Here is an 18,997-nt window from a genome sequence, read left to right on the forward strand (position 1 = left end):
AATATTACAGTAGATCAATAAATCAGCCCCTGTCCAGTGGTCGATGCCACTTTTGCCAACCAATACTCCCAACGCCCTTGCCAGGAACACCGCTATTGCTGACTATGCCGGTCTCCCCCACACCAGACCCGTGATCTGATGCCAACCTCATCCGTGATGCCAGTACTGCTGGCGCTCTACATCGCCCAGGGCCTGCCCTCCGGGCTGTTCGCCCATGCCCTGCCAGTGTTCTGGCGACAGGCCGGTGTCGATCTGGCCTGGATCGGCGCACTCAAGCTGCTGGCTCTGCCCTGGGTGCTGAAGGCGCTATGGGCACCGATGGTGGATCGTCGGCTTCAGCACGGCAGCCCACCGGGCCGGTGGGTGGGCGTCCTGCAACTGACCGCCGCTTTGCTGCTGGCCACTCTCGCCCTCTATGGCATTGCGCCATCAGGCCCGGGCATTGCGCCGGTGCTGATGCTGATACTGGCCATCAACCTGCTGCTTGCCACCCAGGACATCGTCACCGACGGTCTCGCCGTCCGCGCCTTGCCCGCGCGCTGGCGCGGGTACGCCAATACCCTCCAGGTGGCAGGCTACAAAGTGGGGATGCTGGCCGGCGGTGCGCTGTTACTGGTACTGGCGGATGTGCTGCCAACAACCCAGGCGGTGTTGATGCCCGCACTACTGCTGGTGGTGCTGTTTCTGGCGATCCGCAACGGTCGGCTGCTGACACAGCCGGTGCCTCGCCAGGACAGTGAATCCGGTTGGCGGGCTGGCCTGGTGGGCTTGGTGAGTATGCCCGGCATGGTGACCTGGCTGGGGCTGATGGCCAGCTACAAGGTAGCGGACGCCCTAGGCTCAGGCATGGTTCGCCCGCTGCTGACCGATGGCGGCTGGAGCAGTGCGGCGATTGGCGAATTCACGCTCTGGACATCGCTGGTGGGTCTGTTGGGCGCAGCCCTGGGTGGCTGGCTGTATCAGATGCTGGGCAGCCGCCGCAGCTTGATCGCAGCCGGGCTGGCCCAGGCCGTGACCATCGCCGGCTGGGCGCTGGTGGATCAGGCCAGTGCGGACCCGCTGCGGGTCTATACCATCGGCATGCTGGAGCAGTTGGCCGATGGTGCCTCCACCGTGGCCCTGTTCGCGGTGATGATGAGCCTGTGCCGGCGGGGCTGGGAGGGCACCGACTTTACCGTGCAGGCGTCGCTGCAGGTGGTGGCAGCCGGTCTGTTCGGCGTTGCCGGCGGTCTGTTGGCGGAGGTTGCCGGCTACAGCACGCTGATGCTGGTCGCCGGCGGTTGTGGCGGTGTGGCCGTCGTTGCCCTGGCCGTGTCTGGACGCCGACTGGATCAGTTACCCGCCGGCCAGAGCGCGCCGGACCAGTAGAGCCCGGCCGCCAGGTAATTGACCGGGGCTGCCGTGGCACGATTGCGGGTCCATTCCAGCCGCAGACCGAGGCCGTCCTGCAGTTGGTAGCGGTAGCTCACGGCCCATTGGTCAGGGTCATGGCCGGCGTGATTGAGTCCGGCCAAGGCCGCCAGATCCGGGCCGGCCACTCCGGTCAGATGGTTGTCCAGTACCAGTTTGGTGTAACGCAAGGTCAGTGCCTGACGCCGCCAGCGCAGCTCGGGCTGCAACCACCAGCCCCGGTAATCCCCTGACAACGCTGCCTGGCGGGTTGTGTCCCGCAGCGTACCGGACACATCCACCCGAACAAATTCCGCGGCCAGCCCCGCAAACCAGTCACCACTTTGCCAGGCCAGTCTTGCCCCGGCACCCTGGCTGTCCTGATCACCATCAAACCGCAGCGCATCGGCGGCGGTGTCGCTATCACCACCGTGACTGTGACCGCCGGTGTAGCGGCTGTCGCTCCGGTCCCGGGCCTCCGCCCACTGCGCCCAGGTGCCCAGCTCCACCTGCCAGGCGCCATCTTGCCAGCGCCATTGCAGGAAAACATCCCGGGCACCGCCATCGTCTCCCGCCGTCGCCGGGAACTGGCTGCCGCGCCAGCCTTCCACCCCCAGGGTGATTCCCGCCCACGGCGTCACCATCAGGCGCGCGCCCTCATCAACAACGTGGCCGCCGTAGAAGGCGTCGTACACCAGGTTGTTGTCACTGAAGGGCCGGGCGTAGGCATGGCTCAGGTTCTCCGTTGAAAAGCGGGCTTTCATGCGGCCGGCCTCGATCTGAAGGCCCAGGGAGTCCGCCAGCCGATAGCCCACCAGGGCCTCTTCCAGTTCGATCTCACCGGCATGATGGGAACCGATATCCAGTCGGACATGGGTCCGTTCCCCCGCGCGCCAGTCCAGATGGACGCTGGCGGCATCCAGGGTAAATCCCTGCTCCGAGCCCAAAGCCTCGCCGCCCATCAGCACGCCTGGCACCTGCCAGCGGCCGCTGTCGGCAATCACCGAATCCCAGCGATGACTGGCGGAGACACCAGCGCCAACACTGAGCGGGGAATCCTCCCGCTCGCTGGACACGATGCCATGAGCCGTTGCCACGGCAGGCAGCGCCAGAGCCATGGCAGCCACCAGGCGACCGCGTCGACAGCGGCGTTTGGACAGGATGGAGAACACGGGTGTGGTCATGGGGTCGCCTCCCAGGGATTGGAGAATCGGGGGTCTGCGATGAAGCTGAAATCGGTCAGGCTGTTGAGAAAAGCGATGAGATCCTCCTGATCCTGCTGGCGCAGCTCAAAGCCGTTCACAAAGCTGTCCTTGAACGGGTTCAGGCGGCCATCGCCCGCCTCGGGGCCAACGGCAATCTGGCGCCCACCGGCGGCGTAGAATTCAATGACTTCAGCCAGATCCGCCATGCTGCCATCGTGCATGTACGGCGCCGTGAGGGCGATGTTACGGAGGGTGGGAGCACGGAACTTGCCCATGTCCGAAGGATCACCGGTAATCTCGAACAGTCCCTGGTTGTCCTCCGGATAATCACCGCGACCGCCGATGTTGAACAGCCCGGTGTTGTGAAACGGCCGCTCGATAAAGCTCATGGTGCGATCCAGGGTGGAATCGCTTAGGTGGTAGCCGCCATGGCAGTGGAAGCATTCGAGCTGTTCGCTGAAAAACAGCGCCCGCCCCCGCCGTGCACTGGCGTCCAGGGCCTGCAGGTCCCCACGCTCATAACGATCAAAGGCGCTATCGAACGACACCATACCGCGCACAAACGACGCCAGCGCCTTGACCACGGCGGCCATGCCAATCACTGAGCCCCGCCCCGGGAAAGCCGCCTCGAACAGCGGTGGGTACACCGGATCGTCCCGCAGCCGCGTCAATACCGTTTCCAAGTTGTCGTCGTTGATACCCTGCTCTACCGGCGTCTCACCAAACAGCGGCACCAGGATCTGCTGTTCCAGCGTCAGCAGCGACGGGTTGGCCCAGGTCAGCGTGGCATGGTAGGCCACGTTCAGCAGCGGCTGGGCATTGCGGGGATGGACCTCGCCGGTGGAGCCCGTAGGCGTCACCAAGCCGTCACTGAACCCCTGAGCCTGCAAGTGACAGTCGGCACAGGCCTGCGTGCCATTGCCGGATAACCGGCGGTCGTAGAACAGGTGACGACCAAGCTGGAACTTGGCCTCGGTCATGGGATTGTCCAGGGGCTCCAGCGGCAACGGCGTGCCGGCTGGCAGGTGCCAGTCGAACGCGGTGTCGGTGGCCCCCTGGTCGTCAAACGTGGTTTCGCCCTCGCCGCCACAGCCGGCCAGTGCCAGCAGCCCGCAAGCCGCCAGCACCATGTTCAGCCATGGTCGACGATGGCGACGGATACAGCGCCGCATCGTCCGGTTCCCCTACTTCAGGCGGAAAGCCACCTGGTTGAGTTGGGAATCCGGTGTCCCGGACGCCAGATCCAGCCCCAGAGCGGCAAACACCCCGGCACACTCCGGATCACTGACTCCGGACATACAGCCCGGCGCACCACCATCGTCAACACCATCCAATGCGGTGGCCACCATCGCCGCGTAGTCGATCACGATGGTGTCCTGGCCCAATGTGAAGGTGTCGAACCGGACCTCGGGTCGGTTGCCCCGGTCGCAGCTCACGCTGTCTCCGGCTTCCGGATCGCCCGCACAGTCGGTACTGCCAAGGTGCAGTTTGAAATCGTCGCCACCGGCAACGGTGACATCCAGCCGCATGAACTTGTAACCGCTCTGCCAGCTCCAGTGCATGGTCGGCACGTTCAGCGGCGTGGCGGCATCTACCAGGTTGGTGTGGTTGAGCGACTCCGGCAGGCCGATCTTGAACTGGACGCCGTCGATGCGCTCACCCTCGTTCAGCGCCACGGTGCCCGTGACGTCGGTGTTGGGCGTCTGCGGCACCGAGCCGCAGGAGACAAAATCGCGGAAATCGAGCAACGCCACGCCACTGCCCTGCCACAGGGTATCGTCCAGGGTCAAGGGCAGCTCACGCTGCTGGCTGGTGGTTACCCGGACGTCGTGCAGGTAAAGCCGGAAATCTTCCAGTTGCACATCCACCCCGGCACCCAGTCCGCTCAGCGTACCGTCACAGGTCACCGGGTCGTTGCTGCTGTTGTAGACCGCTTCAAACGGCAGCGACACAGTGGTGTCGGTGGGACCGCGATCGTCGGACGACGACGATGAAGAACCACCACAGGCCGCGAGCGTGCCGGCCAACGCCAGCACAGCAGTGACCGGCAGGCGGCCTCGGACAGCGTCAGATGGTTGGCAAATGGCGTGGACAAAGGTCATTTTTTTCATTGGGTTATCCTGATGCTTTGATTTTCTGGCCCGTCGCCAGCGCCGCCAGGCCTGAAACCCCAGACCCGGGGCGGCTTAAACGGCAGATTGGCGAACACTCGGGCAATGGCGAACCCACACACAAGCAGGGTTCGGACTAGCCAATCAGGATGGCAGGTGGCGCTCGGCAGTCCGGCAACAGGCGGTCCGGCCTGGAGGCGCTTTGATGAAACGCTGGCGGCAGCCGCAGAGACTGGCCAGCGGCGTGCTCAGAGAACGCCGGCAGGGCCGCCAAAGCCGCCACCTGGCCGCCCACCGAGAACAGGCAGTGAGTCTGGCTGTGCTCCGGGTCTGCCGGGGCGTCGGACGGGGCAGCGGCGAAGTCCGCCAGATTGAACAGTTCCGTGGCCCCCGGGATGGGGTCACCACAAAAGCCCAGGGTTGGCAGCCCGTCGTCCCGGGCCATGGGCATATAGCCCCTGGGAGCCAGGCTCTGGACCAGAAAACAGCACAACACCAGCAACAGCCAGAGACGCTGTCGGTTAAGCAATGGTGTGAGTGAGTGCGATTCCATGCCACGGCTGTCCATTCAGCGGCCGCCCACTCAGGGACAAACCGTTCAGGGTTGGAATAATGAGCGGATTAAGCCACAACCACTGGCCATCGGCAACCGTCGGCCGGCGGCGCCAGCTCCCCCGGAATTGGCCGGCACGGAGTTTGCTTAAACCCTTCTCAGTACTGTTTTTTGGCAGGATTTCCGTCGACACCGGAGGACAATTGCCGTGTCCCTACTCACATCCCTGGCGCGGATGAGCGCCAGCCTGCAGCAGGCCGCCAGCCAGCGTACCCAGCCCCAGGCCAGCGCACCGGCCGAAGCCAAAGGCGCGGAACGCGACAAATCGCCGCAGGACGACGTTACCCTCACCGGCGGACCCTTGCCGCGGGCGTCCAGCAAGCTGGCCATTGCCCAATACAAGACCAGTATCAGTGAGGATTCGGGATTCGTGAAAGAGACGCTGCGGCATAAAGTTGCCGAGTACGGCATTCACCCTGGCACCCGGATTGCCGTCAGCAGGGGCGACGATGGCCGGCTGCAGCTACAGGCGGCCATTCCGGCGGAAAAACGCCAGCAGATTGAGCAGGACCTCAACAACAACCGCGGCTTTCGCGAGGCATTCCAGCGACTCAGCACCCAGGAGCCGACGGTGGCCTTCGTTGACACCGCGCTGAAGCTCAATCAGGCCTACGGCGTCAACAACCCCCTGCTCGATTCTCTGGTCAGCGAAAACCAGCAGTTCAACGGTCTCAACGATCTGGTGCACCGCTATGACAAGCTGCGCCAGACCGTCAGCGCGCAGCAACTGGAAGCCGCCGGTCAGCGAGCCGATGCGGGCTACAGCCTGAATACCCGGGCCTGAAGCACCGCACTCCCCGGCAACGGCTGATGATTCAGCTCTGGAACGGCGCCGGGTCCCCTTTGCCAACCCGGGTGACTTCCGGCACGTCGTCCTGCATGTTGACCACCGTGGTGGCTTCCAACCCGCAAAACCCGCCATCAATGATCAGATCCAGCTCATGCTCCAGGGTATCCCGGATGTCGTAGGGGTCGGTCAGCGGCTCCGATTCCCCAGGCAGGATCAGCGTGCTGCTCATGATCGGCTCGCCCAGCTCACTCAGCAGCGCCTGGACGATGGCGTTGTCCGGCACCCGCAACCCGATGGTGCGGCGTTTGGGATGCAGCAGCCGGCGCGGTACTTCGCTGGTGGCATCAAGAATGAAAGTGTAGGGCCCGGGGGTGTAATTCTTCAGCAGACGGTACTGGGTATTGCCGACCTTGGCGTAGGTACCAATATCTGACAGGTCACTGCACACCAGGGTGAAGTTGTGTTTGTCGTCAAGACGGCGAATCCGTTTGATGCGATCCGCTGCCTGCTTGTCACCCAGGTGACAGCCAATGGCGTAGGCGGAATCGGTCGGGTAGACGATCACCCCGCCTTTGCGAAGAATCTCCACCGCCTGGTTGATCAGCCGCTTCTGCGGGGTTTCCGGGTGTATCTGGAAAAACTGACTCATAATGATTGCCCTATTCCTTGAAGGCCGGATCGCGCTTGGACCCACCCATACAGTTTGGCGATGCCGGTGACACGCCATCCTGGGCCGCCCATTCGTCGGGGGTATACAGGTGCAGCGCAAGGGCGTGGACGCCTGCCGCCATTTCCTCCGCCAGCAGGCGGTAGATGGCCTGGTGCCGCTTGACCTTGCCCTGACCGGCAAAAGCCCCGGACACCAGGGTCACCTTGAAATGGGTCTCCGAGTTGGCCGGTACACTGTGCATGTGGCTTTCGTTCTCGACGCTCAGCTCCTGAACGTCAAAACCCTGCTGCAATTTCTCTTCGATGGTCTGCTGAACGGACATGGACCGTCTGCCTCCTCCCTCGAACTCAGTTAAATCATTTACCCGATCGGTGTTCGGGTTAGTCTACGTTCTTCCCGTCAGTCTACTACAGCGGCCCCCTTCCCGGCTTGACAGTTTCCGGCCAAGAGGCCATCTTCCCTCCCCCAGACAGCTTCCGATCCCCCCGTGAACAGCGCAATGGCGCGGTTTTCGCCATCGCCGCACGGATCGGCAGCCAGCCAATCCGTCCTTACCCTGGTCCATCACGCCCATGCGCCTCTACATCGCCGAAAAACCCAGTCTTGGCCGAGCCATCGCCGACGCCCTGCCCGGGCCGGTGGAGAAAGGCCCTGGCTGGTTGCGCTGTGGCAATGGCGAAGACCGGGTGACGGTGAGCTGGTGCATCGGCCACCTGCTGGAACCGGCAGAACCGGGAAGCTACGACCCGCGCTGGCAGGGCTGGCGCCTAGAAGCGCTGCCGGTGTTTCCGCAGCAGTGGCAACTCAGCCCCCGGGAATCGGTCGGACAGCAGCTGAAGGTGCTTGGCGCCCTGATCCGCAAGGCCACCACCATCGTCCACGCCGGTGACCCGGACCGCGAGGGCCAGCTGCTGGTTGATGAGGTCCTGCGTTACTTTGGCGCCCAGTGTCCGGTAGAGCGGGTGCTGATCAACGACCTCACGCCCAAAGCTGTTGCACGGGCCCTCGCCAGCCCCCGGGACAATCGCGAGTTTCGTCGTCTGTCCCACTCGGCCCTGGCCCGACAGCGGGCAGACTGGCTGTACGGCATCAACCTGACCCGCTTCTATACCCTGTCCTGGCAACAGCAGGGCGAGAGCGGTGTTTACTCGGTGGGTCGGGTGCAAACGCCGGTGCTGGGGCTGGTGGTGCAGCGGGACAAGACCATCGCCGAGTTCGAACCCAAGCCGTTCTATCGCCTGCAGGCACTGGTGCGTCACCTCGATACCGAGCCGGGCAGCCCCACCTTCGCCGCCCGCTGGCTGCCGGATGAGCGCTACCGGGACCACCTCGACGAAGAAGACCGGCTGCTGGACGAAGGCATCGCCCGCACCATCGCCAGCGAGGTGGAGGGCCGGCCGGGCCGGATCACCGAATCCCGCTTTCGCGACCGCAAGGAATCGCCGCCACTGCCGCTGTCGCTGTCGGCGTTGCAGATCGAGGCCGGCAAGCAGTTCCGCATGGGCGCCAAGGCGGTGCTGGATACCGCACAGGCCCTCTATGAGCGCCATCAGCTGATTACCTACCCGCGCTCCGACTGCCGCTACCTGCCGGAGGAACACTTTTCCCAGGGGCCTGCGGTCATGCAGGCGATTGGTCGGGTACAGCCCAACCTGGCAGATGCCGTCTCAGGTGCCGAGGCCAGCCGTCGCTCCGCCGCCTGGAATGACGCCAAGGTGGATGCCCACCACGCCATCATTCCCACCGCCCGGGTGGTGCAGGCATCACGGCTGACAGACGCGGAGCAGAACGTCTACAACCTGATCGCCCGTTATTACCTGATGCAGTTCTACCCGGCCGCGGTTCACCGGGAAGGCCGCCTGACCCTGGCGATCGGCGACCACCGCTTCCGCGCCACCGAAACCGCCGTGGCAGAGCCTGGCTGGAAAACCCTGGAGCTGCGCCAACAGGAGGCCCGGGGCGAATCGCCCAAGGCGCCGCTGCCAAGGTTGCAGGAAGACGACCCGGTGATCTGTGACAGCACCGACATCAAGCAACGGATGACCCAGCCGCCGCAGCACTTTACCGACGCCACCCTGCTGTCAGCGATGACCCACATCGCCCGCTTCGTTAGCGACGCCGAACTGCGCAAGACCCTACGGGACACCGATGGCCTGGGTACCGAAGCCACCCGCGCGGCGATCATCGAAACCCTGTTCAAGCGGGACTACCTGCACCGGGACAAACGCCACATCAAGGCCACGGAAAAAGGCCATAGCCTGATCACAGCGCTGCCGGAGGCCATCACCCAACCGGACATGACCGCCACCTGGGAAGCCACCCTGGACCAGATCCGTCAGGGCGAAGGCGATCCACGACAGTTTCTGGAACAACTGAAACAGCAGATCCAGCAATACCTCAATACTCCCCTGGCTCCGGAGGGCGACCAGATCGGCACTGCGGTACACTGCCCGAAATGCCGGGCACCGATGCGGATTCGCGAGGGCAAGTTTGGCCGTTTCCACGCCTGCAGCCGCTTTCCCCGCTGCCGGGGCACTCGTCCCATCGAAGACAGTCAGCCCCAGGACGGCACCGGTGAACGACCTATCCCCTGCCCCCACTGTTTCTCGCCACTGGTGCGTCGCAAGGGTCCGAAAGGCTGGTTCTGGGGGTGCAGCAACTACCCGGCCTGCCGCCAGACCGTCAGTGACGACAATGGCAAGCCAGCGCTGCCGCAACCATCCTGAGCAGTCTTCAATTGGCTCTCAAGGGCCGGGCATGAAAAGATTGCGCTACAGCAAGCTGGACGCGCTTTTTAACGCAACTCTACACTTTGCAACTGACCCGGAAGTAACAATTTGTCAGAATACAGTCAGGCTGAGGGCATCCGCGTCCATATGATGGCGCCAGCCACCGGCCTGACGAGCAACAGGAGATACAACAATGCACATCGCTCTGCTGGAAGATGAGCAGGAGCAGGCCCAGCATATCCAGGCCCTGCTGACCGAGAACGGCCATGCCTGTGAGGCGTTTGGTACTGGTCAGGCGTTCCTGAGTTCGGTGCTGCACCGGAGCTACGATTTGCTGATCCTCGACTGGCAGATTCCGGACATGACCGGCATCGATGTGCTGCAGAATGTGCGGGCGCAGCTCAACTGGCGTATCCCGGTGGTGTTTCTGACCCAGCGGGACAGCGAGCAGGACATCGTGCGGGCGCTGGACGCCGGCGCGGATGACTATCTGTCCAAACCCGCCCGCCAGGCGGAGCTGCTGGCCAGAATCAACGCTCTGGCCCGGCGCACGGGCCCAGAGTCCGAACGGGAGAGCCTCCAGTTCGGGCCATTTACTATCAATACACAACAGCGGACCATCACCCTGCACGGTGAAACGCTGACACTGACCGACAAGGATTTCGACCTGACCCTGTTCCTGTTTCAGAATCAGGGCCGGCTGCTGACTCGAGAAATGCTGCTGGAAAGGGTTTGGGGGCTGACCAGGGATATCAACACACGCACCGTGGATACCCACATGAGTCGGTTGCGCCGACGCCTGGGCCTGAATCCGGACAATGGCTTCCGGATCAAGACCATTTACCAGCGCGGTTACCGCCTGGAGGCGCTCGATCCGGCATCAGGGGAGCCCACGGTACAACCTGAGCAGAGCTAGTATGACCGCCAAGTCGGCGTCCTGGAATCGATCACGTGTTGCCACCCTGACCCTGCTGGGTAGCCTGCTGATGCTGGCCGCCGGACCATTGCTGGCAGAGTGGTCCATTGCCCGCGGCTCAAACGTGCAGGGCGCCACCAATGCGGCCCCAGCGCCCCGCGGCACCGACTGGCTGTATACCCTCAAAGCCGGCGAGCAACTGGATACGCTGGTGAGTGAGCTGCTCAAGGAGCGCTACACCGCCCGCCAGCTGATGCGTCACAACCAGCTGACACCGGATGCCCGGCTCGCCCAGGGCGACACCCTGCGTATTCCCCTGGCCTGGCTCAAACAGCAGCCCGATCCGGCAAGGGCCCTCGCGGTCAGCGGCAATGTCGGCGTAGTCTCTGCCAGTGACGGACGTCAGCGTCCGCTTTCGGTCAACAGCCTGATTCGCGCCGGCGATGAAATCGTCACTCGCAATGGTAACGCCACCGTGGAACTTGCCGATGGCTCGGTGATCCGCATCAGCCCCAACTCACGGCTGATCTTCAACAAACTCACCCAGTACGGCAAGGCCGGCATGGTGGACATTCGTCTGCGTCTCGACCACGGCGGTATCAGCACCCAGGTGGAACCGCTGCTGGAAGGCGGTGCCCGCTTTGAAGTGGAGACCCCGTCTGCGGTCGCCGCTGTGCGCGGCACGGTCTTCGCCATGCAGTCCCGTCCGGGGATGACGGCGCTACAGGTTACCGAAGGTACGGTGACCTTTGGCCCCCATGGCCAACCCCAGAATATCCCGGCCGGATACAGCGCATCCGTCGACAGCACCAGCCCCGGCCAGGTCCAGATCCGTCGACTGCCTCCGGCGCCGCAGGCGGAATCCCTGCCGCCCAACCTGCAAAGCCTGCCGGCGGAGCTGCGCTGGGCCAACAATGGCGCCAGCCGCTACCAGGTTGATGTCTTTGACACCGACAGCGGCGAGTGGCTCAAGAGCACCACCGTAAGCCAGACCACCTACAACCTGGATTATCTCGACAACGGCAGCTACGACATACAGGTCGCGGCCCTCGATGCCCGCGGCATTGCCGGTATGCCGGCCAGCCAGACCGTCGACATCGACCTGCAGGCCCGCGCCGCCCAACTGCTGAGCCCGGAAACCGGCACTGCCATCGATGACGACATGCCGGAGTTCAGCTGGCAGTATCGAGGCAGCAACGAAGTCGCGCGGGTCGAGATCTCCGGCAGCGAGGACTTCAGCAACCTGATCGCCACCAGCGAGTGGGCGCCGGACAGCACTGCCCTGGCCAACAAGCCATTGCGCCCGGGCCAGTACTACTGGCGGGTGGTGACCGAAGCCGGCGGCAACTCTGTGGCCAGCAGTGACGCGCGTCAATTCGTGATCAACGGCACCCTGCCGCCAGTGCGCATCCTCAGCGTCAACTACATCGACAGCCAGGTTCGCATCTTCTGGCAGTCGGTGGATACCGCCACCGGCTACCTGCTGCAACTGGCCGAAGGTCCCGAATTCCGCAACATCGTCAAGGAAGCCTCGGTGGACGACACCACCGCAGCCTTGCGCTTGATTCCCGGTAGACGGTATTTTGTCAGACTCAAAGCCCTGTCTGACGGCCCGCTGGCCAGCCGATGGGGGCCGGGCAGAGAGCTGTTTATCGAATAGCTCGTGCTGACACTCACACCGCTCGATACCCACGCTACATGACGAGAGACAGGCTTCCGCAACGTAACGCTTTCTGGACCCTCAGCCTGTCTCTGCTTCTAGCCCTGCTGCTGCTGCAGACCACCACCATTCCCCAGCGCATCAATTTCTGGCTCTACGATGCGCTGATAACCACCACACCGCTGGCGGCAGACCCCAACGTTGCCATTGTCGCCATCGATGAGCACAGCCTCGACCAGTTGGGCCGGTGGCCCTGGCCCCGCCGGCGCCACGCCGAACTGGTGCGCCAGCTCACCGCGGCCGGCGCCGACGCCGTGGTGTTTGACGTGCTGTTTCCGGAACCCTCGGCGGATGATCTTGCCCTGGCCGACGCCCTGCGCAATCACGGTCGGGTGGTACTGCCCGTACACCTGTCGCCACCAGCGGAGGACGATCCCATTGCCGAGCACCTGCCGACCTCCCGACTGGCGGGCGCGGTGGCGGCACTGGGCCACGCTCACGTTGAGCTGGACACCGACGGTCTGGCCCGCGGGCTCTACCTCTACCACGGCCTGGGGCGGTCGCTGTGGCCCAGCCTGGCGCTGGCGGCGGCGCAGCTTCAGGGCCAGGGGCCCGACCCAGAACCCGGAGATGCCGGCAACGCCGCCCCCTACGTCAATGTCCGGGCGCAATTCGTCGCCGTGCCCCTGGCCGGCGGTGCCGGCACCTTTCCCACCTATTCCTACGCCGACGTCCTCAGCCAGCCTCCGCAACCGGGCCTGTTCCAGGGCAAGACGGTGTTCGTGGGCGCCACCGCCTCCGGCTTCGGCGACATCCTGCCGACGCCATTCTCCAGCCTTGCCCGGCCAATGCCGGGCGTGGAGTACCACGCCAACAGCTACTCGGCACTGACCCAGGACGCGATGATCCACCCGGTCACCGAGCTGGTTCCCAACCTGCTCTGCCTGCTGGTACTGGTTGGCGTCGCCCTCACCCTGCCACGCCTGAGACCGGCCCAGACCGTCGCCTTCACCATTGCGCTAACCGCCATGCTGGTGGGGCTCTTTGCGCTGTTTCTGCTGGGGCCCCGACTGTGGCTGCCGGTGGCCAACAGCCTGCTGGTGCCGATACTGGCGTTTCCGGTCTGGAGTGCCCGCAGGCTGGCCATGACCAACCGTTTCCTCAACCGGCAACTCGACGAGCTCGGCCACAGCCCACAGCTGTCACTGTCAGAACCTGCGACCCGTCACCCGGCGACCCTGCTGGACCAACTGAAAGCCCTGCTGGCTCCTGATGGCTGGTATCTGGCCCACGCGGAGTCAGCGGAAACCCTCAGCGCCCACAATCTGGACGCCAGCCAGCGGCCACCACTGACGGCTCCGGGGCAATGGGTGCACACCAACAACCAGAGTTGGGTACGACTGGTGCGCGGCGACCAGGCCTTTGATCTGGGGCTCAAGCTGCCGGAAAACCTCGGCCGGGGCGCCAGCCAACGCTACCTCCGCCGGCTGACACTCGACCCGAACTACACCCCCAAACCCATCGCCGGGCCCAAGGAAAACATCTCCGCCCGCATCGAGCGGGTGCGGCAAGCCACCGAGCGCATGAACACCATGCAGCAGTTCATCCGTGAAAGCTTCGAACGCATGCCCGACGGCGTGATTGTGACGGATGAGCTGGGAGTGATTGTTTTCGCCAACGGCCATATCGAGGAGTGGTTTCACGAACCCCGCCCCAGTCTCGACGGTCTGCCTCTGGCCCGGTTGCTGCAAGGCCACGACCCCCGTGACAACCCACCCTGGCAGGAAACCGTGTCCGAAACCCTGACCCAGCGTCAGAGCCGGACGGTGGATTTGCGGGTGCACGGGCGGGATTTCCTGATCCACTTTGCCCCCTTTGAGATTGACGACACCGCCCAGAACGGCATCATCGCCAATATCTCGGACATCTCCGAACTGAGGGAGCAACAGCGCCAGCACCGCGAGGCCATCGACTTCATCTCCCACGACGTTCGCTCGCCGCTGGTGTCACAGCTGGCGCTGATCGAACAACTTAAACGCAATCCCAGCGAAATCCAGCCGGAACAGCTCGACCAGTTGGGTCGCCTGGCCCGTCGCAGCTATCAGTTGGCGGAAGAGTTCGTACAACTGGCCCGGGCGGAACAGCTCTCAGAGACCCGTTTCTATGAATGCGAGTTTCTGGCCATTGTCGAGAACGCCCGGGACAGCGTCAGCGAACAGGCCTTCGACAAGGGCATCCGACTGGCCCTGCAGGGCAGTGAGGATCTGTGGCTCAACGGCAACCCGGAACTGCTGGAACGGGCCGTGATCAACCTGCTGACCAACGCGGTGCAGTACAGCCCAGCCAACTCTGTCGTAACTATCCAGGTGTTCGAAGCCGGCCACCAGGCCTGCCTCACAGTCAGCGATGAGGGCTGCGGCATTGCCCCGGACGAACTTCCCCACCTGTTCGATCGCTACCGGCGCCAGAAAAGCAGCGAGCTGTCAGGCAATCGTGGTGCAGGGCTAGGCCTGTCGTTCGTTCACGTGGTGGTGGAAAAACATCGCGGCCAGATCGAGGTGCAATCCAGCGTCGGCCACGGCTCCACCTTCACCATTCGGCTGCCGGTTGCCAATCCGTTGCCGCACGGACCCTAGTGACTCAAGGACCCTAGTGACTCAAGGACACTAGCGACATAAGGACCCTACTAACGATGTATGTGCCGGAGCATTTTCAAGAGAACGACCAGTCCCGATTGCTGGAACATATCGAAACACTGGGCTTTGGCATTCTGGTGCTGGCGGACAGCCAGGGCATTGAGGCCAATCACCTGCCGTTTCAGCTCGACCGACCACCCTCAGGAGGACCGGTCAGGCTTGCCTGCCATGTCGCCCGCAACAATCCGGTCTGGCAGCGACTGACACCTGAGATGAAGGTGCTCGTAGTCTTTCAGGGTCCTCAGGCCTATATCTCGCCATCCTGGTACCCAACCAAGGCCGAGCACGGCAGAGCTGTTCCCACCTGGAACTACCTGGCAATACATGCAGAGGGCCCGGCGAGAGCAACCACCGATCCATCCTGGCTCCGCCACCATCTCAGTCAGCTCACCGATCATCATGAGCGCCACAGGAGCACTCCCTGGCAGCTCAGTGACGCACCGGAGGCCTTTACGAACCGGCTTATGCAGAACATTGTCGGCATCGAGATTACCATCGACACCCTCGTCGGCAAGACCAAGGCCAGTCAGAATCAGCCAGAGAAGAATCACGCCGGGGTAATGGCGGGTCTGAACCAGGAACCATGCAGCAATGCCCACGAGATGGCTCGGGTGATGGCCGATGAGAACTGATTGCGGGTAAAGCAGTCACTGCAGGAAAGCAGGGTTGATCGCAGGAGAAGCATTAGAACTTATGACGCCGGGAGCAAAAGCGCCTCAGCTGCACCTTCTGCAGCGGCAACCCGCCCCGGCTGGCACAAATAAAGGGTCGATCATAACGCCCCAAGCAGGAACGAAAAAAGCCGGTCAGAGACCGGCTTTTTTCAAATTGGTAGCGGGGGCTGGATTCGAACCAACGACCTTCGGGTTATGAGCCCGACGAGCTACCAGACTGCTCCACCCCGCATCAAAACTTGTTTCGCCCTGTTGTGAGCCAGCGGCATTTGCGCTGATTCGGGGTAGGCGTCACCCCATCGAGGACGCGCATATTAAGGAGTAACCCGGCAAAAGTCAAAGCTTTTTTGGTAGAGAATCCATTTATTTATGGCGACGCGGTCAATCGCGCTCCAGGATTGCCGTCACCCCCTGCCCGCCGGCCGCGCAGATGGAGATCAGACCACGGCCACTGCCCTTCTGCTCCAACAGTTTGGCCAGAGTGGCGATGATTCGTCCACCGGTGGCGGCGAACGGATGTCCGGTGGCAAGGCTGCTGCCCTTGATGTTCATTTTGGCGCGATCAATGCTGCCCAGCGGCGCCTCAAGTCCCAGGCGCTGCCGACAGAACTCCGGATCTTCCCAGGCCTTGAGCGTCGACAGCACCTGGGCTGCGAAGGCTTCGTGAATCTCGTAAAAATCGAAGTCCTGCAAGGTCAGGCCGGCACGCTCCAGCATGCGGGGTACTGCATAGGCCGGCGCCATCAGCAACCCTTCCTTCTTCTCCACGAAATCCACCGCGGCAACCTCGGAGAACGTCAGGTAGGCCTGCACCGGCAGATTGTGGGCCTTGGCCCAGTCCTCACTGGCCAGCAACACGCAGGACGCGCCATCGGTCAGGGCCGTGCTGTTGGCGGCGGTCATGGTGCCATTGTCGCGATCAAAACAGGGTTTGAGACCGGCAAGCTTCTCCAGTGAGGAATCCGGCCGGAGGATATTGTCTTTGTCAAGACCTGCCAGCGGGGTGACCAGATCGTCGAAGAACCCCTCCTCGTAAGCGGCCGCCAGCTTGTGGTGACTCTCCACCGCCAACTGATCCTGCTCGTCACGGGGGATGGCCCACTCGTGCGCGGTCACCTGACAGTGATCTCCCATCGACATGCCCGTGCGGGGCTCACCGTTCTCGGGAATCGTGGGTACCAGGTGGCTGGGCCGGAACCGGCTGAGAATTTTCAGACGCTCGCCGTTGGTCTTGGCGCGATTCAGATCCAACAGAATCTCACGCAGCCCCTCACCGAGACCGATCGGGGCATCCGAAGTCGTATCAGTGCCGCCGGCAATACCACAGTCAATCTGGCCCAGGGCAATCTTGTTGGCCACCAGAATCGCCGCCTCGAGGCCAGTCCCGCAGGCCTGCTGGATATCATAGGCACTGGTCTCCGGGGCCAGGCCGGAGCTGAGCACTGCCTCCCGGGTCAGGTTGAAATCACGCGAGTGCTTGATGACGGCCCCAGCTACGACCTCGCCGAGACGCTGCCCCTGGAGCTCGAATCGATCCACCAGTCCCCGTAAGGTGGCGGTCAACAACTCCTGGTTACTCAGTTTGCTGTAGGCGGTGTTGGAGCGGGCGAACGGAATGCGATTGCCACCGATGATCGCCACCCGGCGCACCGCCCCATTAGCGGCCGATGTCTGGCGGCGGTTCGAGGTGGATGCCTTGCGGGAAGTCGTTCCTTTGCTTTGAGCCATGATCAAGTCCTGCGTTTGGAAACGTTCGAATAAGATAGCAGCCAGTCTAGCGCCCACCCGCATCGCCTCATTGGCAGGCCTGACACCCCCCGGGTCCGGTTGAGTCAATCCAAAAAAAGTCAGGAGCCTTAACCTACGGGGCAAGCACGGCGACCAATCTGGCCAAACCGGTGACCGAACAACGCTCCGGCGATCACCAGCCAGCGCCGCAATCCGGCTGTCCGGTGCCATAATGGCGGAAAGCCGTTTCACTCTGATCATCCATCGCAAGTCACGGAAGAGGAAGACTCCATGTCCGACCTGTACCTGAAGTTCGTCAACACCCCGGTGGGCAAGACCGCCGCCCAGTCTCTTGGGCTGCCCTCCCCAATCCCCCTGAAACGCTGGCAGCGGGCCGACCAGCCTTTCCTGGAAGGCGATGTGCTGGTCGGGGCAGCCAATGGCGGCAAGGCAATTGCCGATCTCGGCGCCATTCTCAACGCCAGCCCGGCCCGGGTATTTCACGTCTCTGGCGCCGAGCGTCTGGAGGATTCTGCCAAGGCCGGCAACAAGGCCAAACCCCTGGCGCTCGATGGCGAAACGGACACCCGCTTCAGTGCCCTGGTGTTCGATGCCTCCGGCATCAAGGACACTGCCGATCTGCGCGCGTTGTATGATTTCTTTCACCCCAGCATCCGCAAGCTCGGCCGCAATGGCCGGGTGCTGATTGTCGGCCAGGACCCGGCGAGCTGCCGGGCCGCCCCCTACGCCGCCAGTCAGCGTGCACTGGAGGGCTTTACCCGCGCCATCGGCAAGGAAATCGGCAAGAAAGGCGCCACCGCCAATCTGCTGTGGCTGGCCCCCAATACGGAGCATCAGCTGGAATCGAGCGTTCGCTTTTTCCTTTCGCCCCGCTCAGCCTATGTGTCCGGTCAGGTGGCGCGAATTGGCAAGTCCACCGTCACCGCCAGCGCCACCAACCCCGTGGCCCCTTTAACCGGTAAGGTTGCGCTGGTGACCGGCGCATCCCGCGGCATTGGCGAATCCATCGCCGACACCCTGGCTCGCGATGGCGCCACCGTGATTGGTCTGGACATCCCCGCCGCGCAGGAAGAACTGCAGAAGGTGGTCAGCCGGATTGGCGGCAAGGCACTGACCTGCGACATCACCGACAGCCAGGCACCGGCCATGATTGCCGGGTTCATTCAGGAGACGTTTGGCGGGATTGACCTGGTGGTCCATAACGCGGGTATCACCCGCGACAAGACCCTCGGCAAGATGCCCGAGCACTTCTGGGATATGGCCATTGCGGTCAACCTCACCGCCGAGGAACTGATCGACGAAGCACTGCTGAAGCAGGATTTGTTGCGGGAGAACGGGCGGATCGTCTGCGTCTCGTCCATCAGCGGGATCGCGGGCAATTTTGGCCAGACCAACTATGCCTGCGCGAAGTCCGGCGTGATTGGGTATGTGGAAGCCATGGCCAAGCAACTGAAGAAGGGCATCACCATCAACGCGGTGGCCCCCGGTTTCATCGAAACCCAGATGACCGCAGCCATGCCCCTGACCATTCGCGAGGCCGGGCGGCGGATGAACAGCCTGTCCCAGGGTGGACTGCCGGTGGACGTCGCAGAGGCCATCGCCTGGTTCTGCAACCCGGCGTCGGTCGGCGTTAACGGCAACGTGGTGCGGGTCTGCGGCCAATCACTGATTGGTCGATAACGCGCTCGCCATCACAGGCCAGCCGGGAGTTCGCCTTCTAGCTGGCCCAGTGTTTACCGGCCACTCAGACCCTTAAGAGACGCTGGAAGCGATCTTTCGGCGGAAAAGTGAGGAA

At 63.3% G+C, this 18,997-nt stretch carries 15 protein-coding genes and 1 tRNA gene; 8 read left to right on the top strand and 8 right to left on the bottom strand.

Going from position 1 to position 18,997, the window contains the following annotated elements; translation table 11 throughout:
* Positions 1-138: 138 nt before the first annotated feature.
* Entirely contained in the window at positions 139-1,368 is a 1,230-nt protein-coding gene (locus tag J2887_RS13610) for a hypothetical protein (RefSeq protein ID WP_227171652.1), read from the top strand.
* On the opposite strand, the gene J2887_RS13615 is transcribed toward J2887_RS13610, so the two are convergent.
* The 4 genes from J2887_RS13615 to J2887_RS13630 all read right to left on the bottom strand — a co-directional run bounded on the left by J2887_RS13615 (position 1,332) and on the right by J2887_RS13630 (position 5,258).
* A complete protein-coding gene (locus J2887_RS13615; RefSeq protein WP_227171653.1) occupies positions 1,332-2,573 on the bottom strand; it encodes a hypothetical protein in 1,242 nt (413 codons plus the stop codon). The two genes, J2887_RS13610 and J2887_RS13615, sit on opposite strands and share 37 nt — an antisense overlap.
* Positions 2,570-3,766 (bottom strand): methanobactin export MATE transporter MbnM, encoded by a 1,197-nt coding sequence (locus tag J2887_RS13620; RefSeq protein ID WP_227171654.1) that lies wholly within the window; start codon positions 3,764-3,766, stop codon positions 2,570-2,572. The genes J2887_RS13615 and J2887_RS13620 overlap by 4 nt, the downstream gene beginning before the upstream one ends.
* A 12-nt stretch (positions 3,767-3,778) precedes the next feature.
* Entirely contained in the window at positions 3,779-4,705 is a 927-nt protein-coding gene (locus J2887_RS13625; protein WP_227171655.1) for an MbnP family copper-binding protein, read from the bottom strand.
* A gap of 136 nt (positions 4,706-4,841) precedes the next feature.
* Positions 4,842-5,258: a hypothetical protein gene (locus J2887_RS13630; protein ID WP_227171656.1), complete on the bottom strand. Its 417-nt coding sequence runs from the start codon at positions 5,256-5,258 to the stop codon at positions 4,842-4,844.
* 208 nt (positions 5,259-5,466) lie between these two features.
* On the opposite strand from J2887_RS13630, the gene J2887_RS13635 reads away from it, so the two are divergent.
* Positions 5,467-6,102 carry a hypothetical protein gene (locus J2887_RS13635; RefSeq protein WP_227171657.1) on the top strand — a complete coding sequence of 212 codons (636 nt, stop codon included), beginning with the start codon at positions 5,467-5,469 and terminating at the stop codon, positions 6,100-6,102.
* 31 nt (positions 6,103-6,133) lie between these two features.
* Here the strand turns inward: J2887_RS13635 and J2887_RS13640 are convergent, their stop codons facing one another.
* Positions 6,134-6,757, bottom strand: a complete 624-nt coding sequence (locus J2887_RS13640) for an L-threonylcarbamoyladenylate synthase (RefSeq protein WP_227171658.1) — start codon at positions 6,755-6,757, stop codon at positions 6,134-6,136.
* Positions 6,758-6,767: 10 nt separating this feature from the next.
* Positions 6,768-7,100, bottom strand: a complete 333-nt coding sequence (locus J2887_RS13645; RefSeq protein ID WP_227171659.1) for a BolA family protein — start codon at positions 7,098-7,100, stop codon at positions 6,768-6,770.
* A gap of 250 nt (positions 7,101-7,350) precedes the next feature.
* Here J2887_RS13645 and J2887_RS13650 point away from each other — a divergent pair, with 250 nt between their 5' ends.
* The 5 genes from J2887_RS13650 (at position 7,351) to J2887_RS13670 (ending at position 15,411) form a co-directional block, all read left to right on the top strand.
* A complete protein-coding gene (locus tag J2887_RS13650) occupies positions 7,351-9,504 on the top strand; it encodes a DNA topoisomerase 3 (protein WP_227171660.1) in 2,154 nt (717 codons plus the stop codon).
* 196 nt (positions 9,505-9,700) lie between these two features.
* Positions 9,701-10,423, top strand: a complete 723-nt coding sequence (locus J2887_RS13655; protein WP_227171661.1) for a response regulator transcription factor — start codon at positions 9,701-9,703, stop codon at positions 10,421-10,423.
* Between the two features lies 1 nt (position 10,424).
* Entirely contained in the window at positions 10,425-12,083 is a 1,659-nt protein-coding gene (locus J2887_RS13660; RefSeq protein ID WP_227171662.1) for a FecR family protein, read from the top strand.
* Positions 12,084-12,121: 38 nt separating this feature from the next.
* The gene (locus J2887_RS13665; RefSeq protein ID WP_227171663.1) at positions 12,122-14,719 is read left to right on the top strand and encodes a CHASE2 domain-containing protein; all 2,598 of its coding nucleotides are present in this window, start codon (positions 12,122-12,124) and stop codon (positions 14,717-14,719) included.
* Positions 14,720-14,775: 56 nt separating this feature from the next.
* Entirely contained in the window at positions 14,776-15,411 is a 636-nt protein-coding gene (locus tag J2887_RS13670; RefSeq protein ID WP_227171664.1) for an FMN-binding negative transcriptional regulator, read from the top strand.
* 197 nt (positions 15,412-15,608) lie between these two features.
* Here the strand turns inward: J2887_RS13670 and J2887_RS13675 are convergent.
* Positions 15,609-15,685, bottom strand: a tRNA-Met gene (locus J2887_RS13675).
* Between the two features lie 149 nt (positions 15,686-15,834).
* Positions 15,835-17,181, bottom strand: coding sequence for an acetyl-CoA C-acetyltransferase (locus J2887_RS13680; RefSeq protein ID WP_227171665.1), 1,347 nt, complete (start codon positions 17,179-17,181; stop codon positions 15,835-15,837).
* A 291-nt stretch (positions 17,182-17,472) separates the two neighbouring features.
* Between J2887_RS13680 and J2887_RS13685 the strand changes: the two genes are divergently transcribed.
* Positions 17,473-18,882, top strand: coding sequence for a 3-oxoacyl-ACP reductase (locus J2887_RS13685; protein ID WP_227171666.1), 1,410 nt, complete (start codon positions 17,473-17,475; stop codon positions 18,880-18,882).
* Positions 18,883-18,997: the final 115 nt, after the last annotated feature.

Origin of the sequence: Marinobacter sp. CA1 (genome assembly GCF_020546665.1) — a bacterium.
Taxonomy (GTDB): Bacteria; Pseudomonadota; Gammaproteobacteria; order Pseudomonadales; family Oleiphilaceae; genus Marinobacter; species Marinobacter xestospongiae.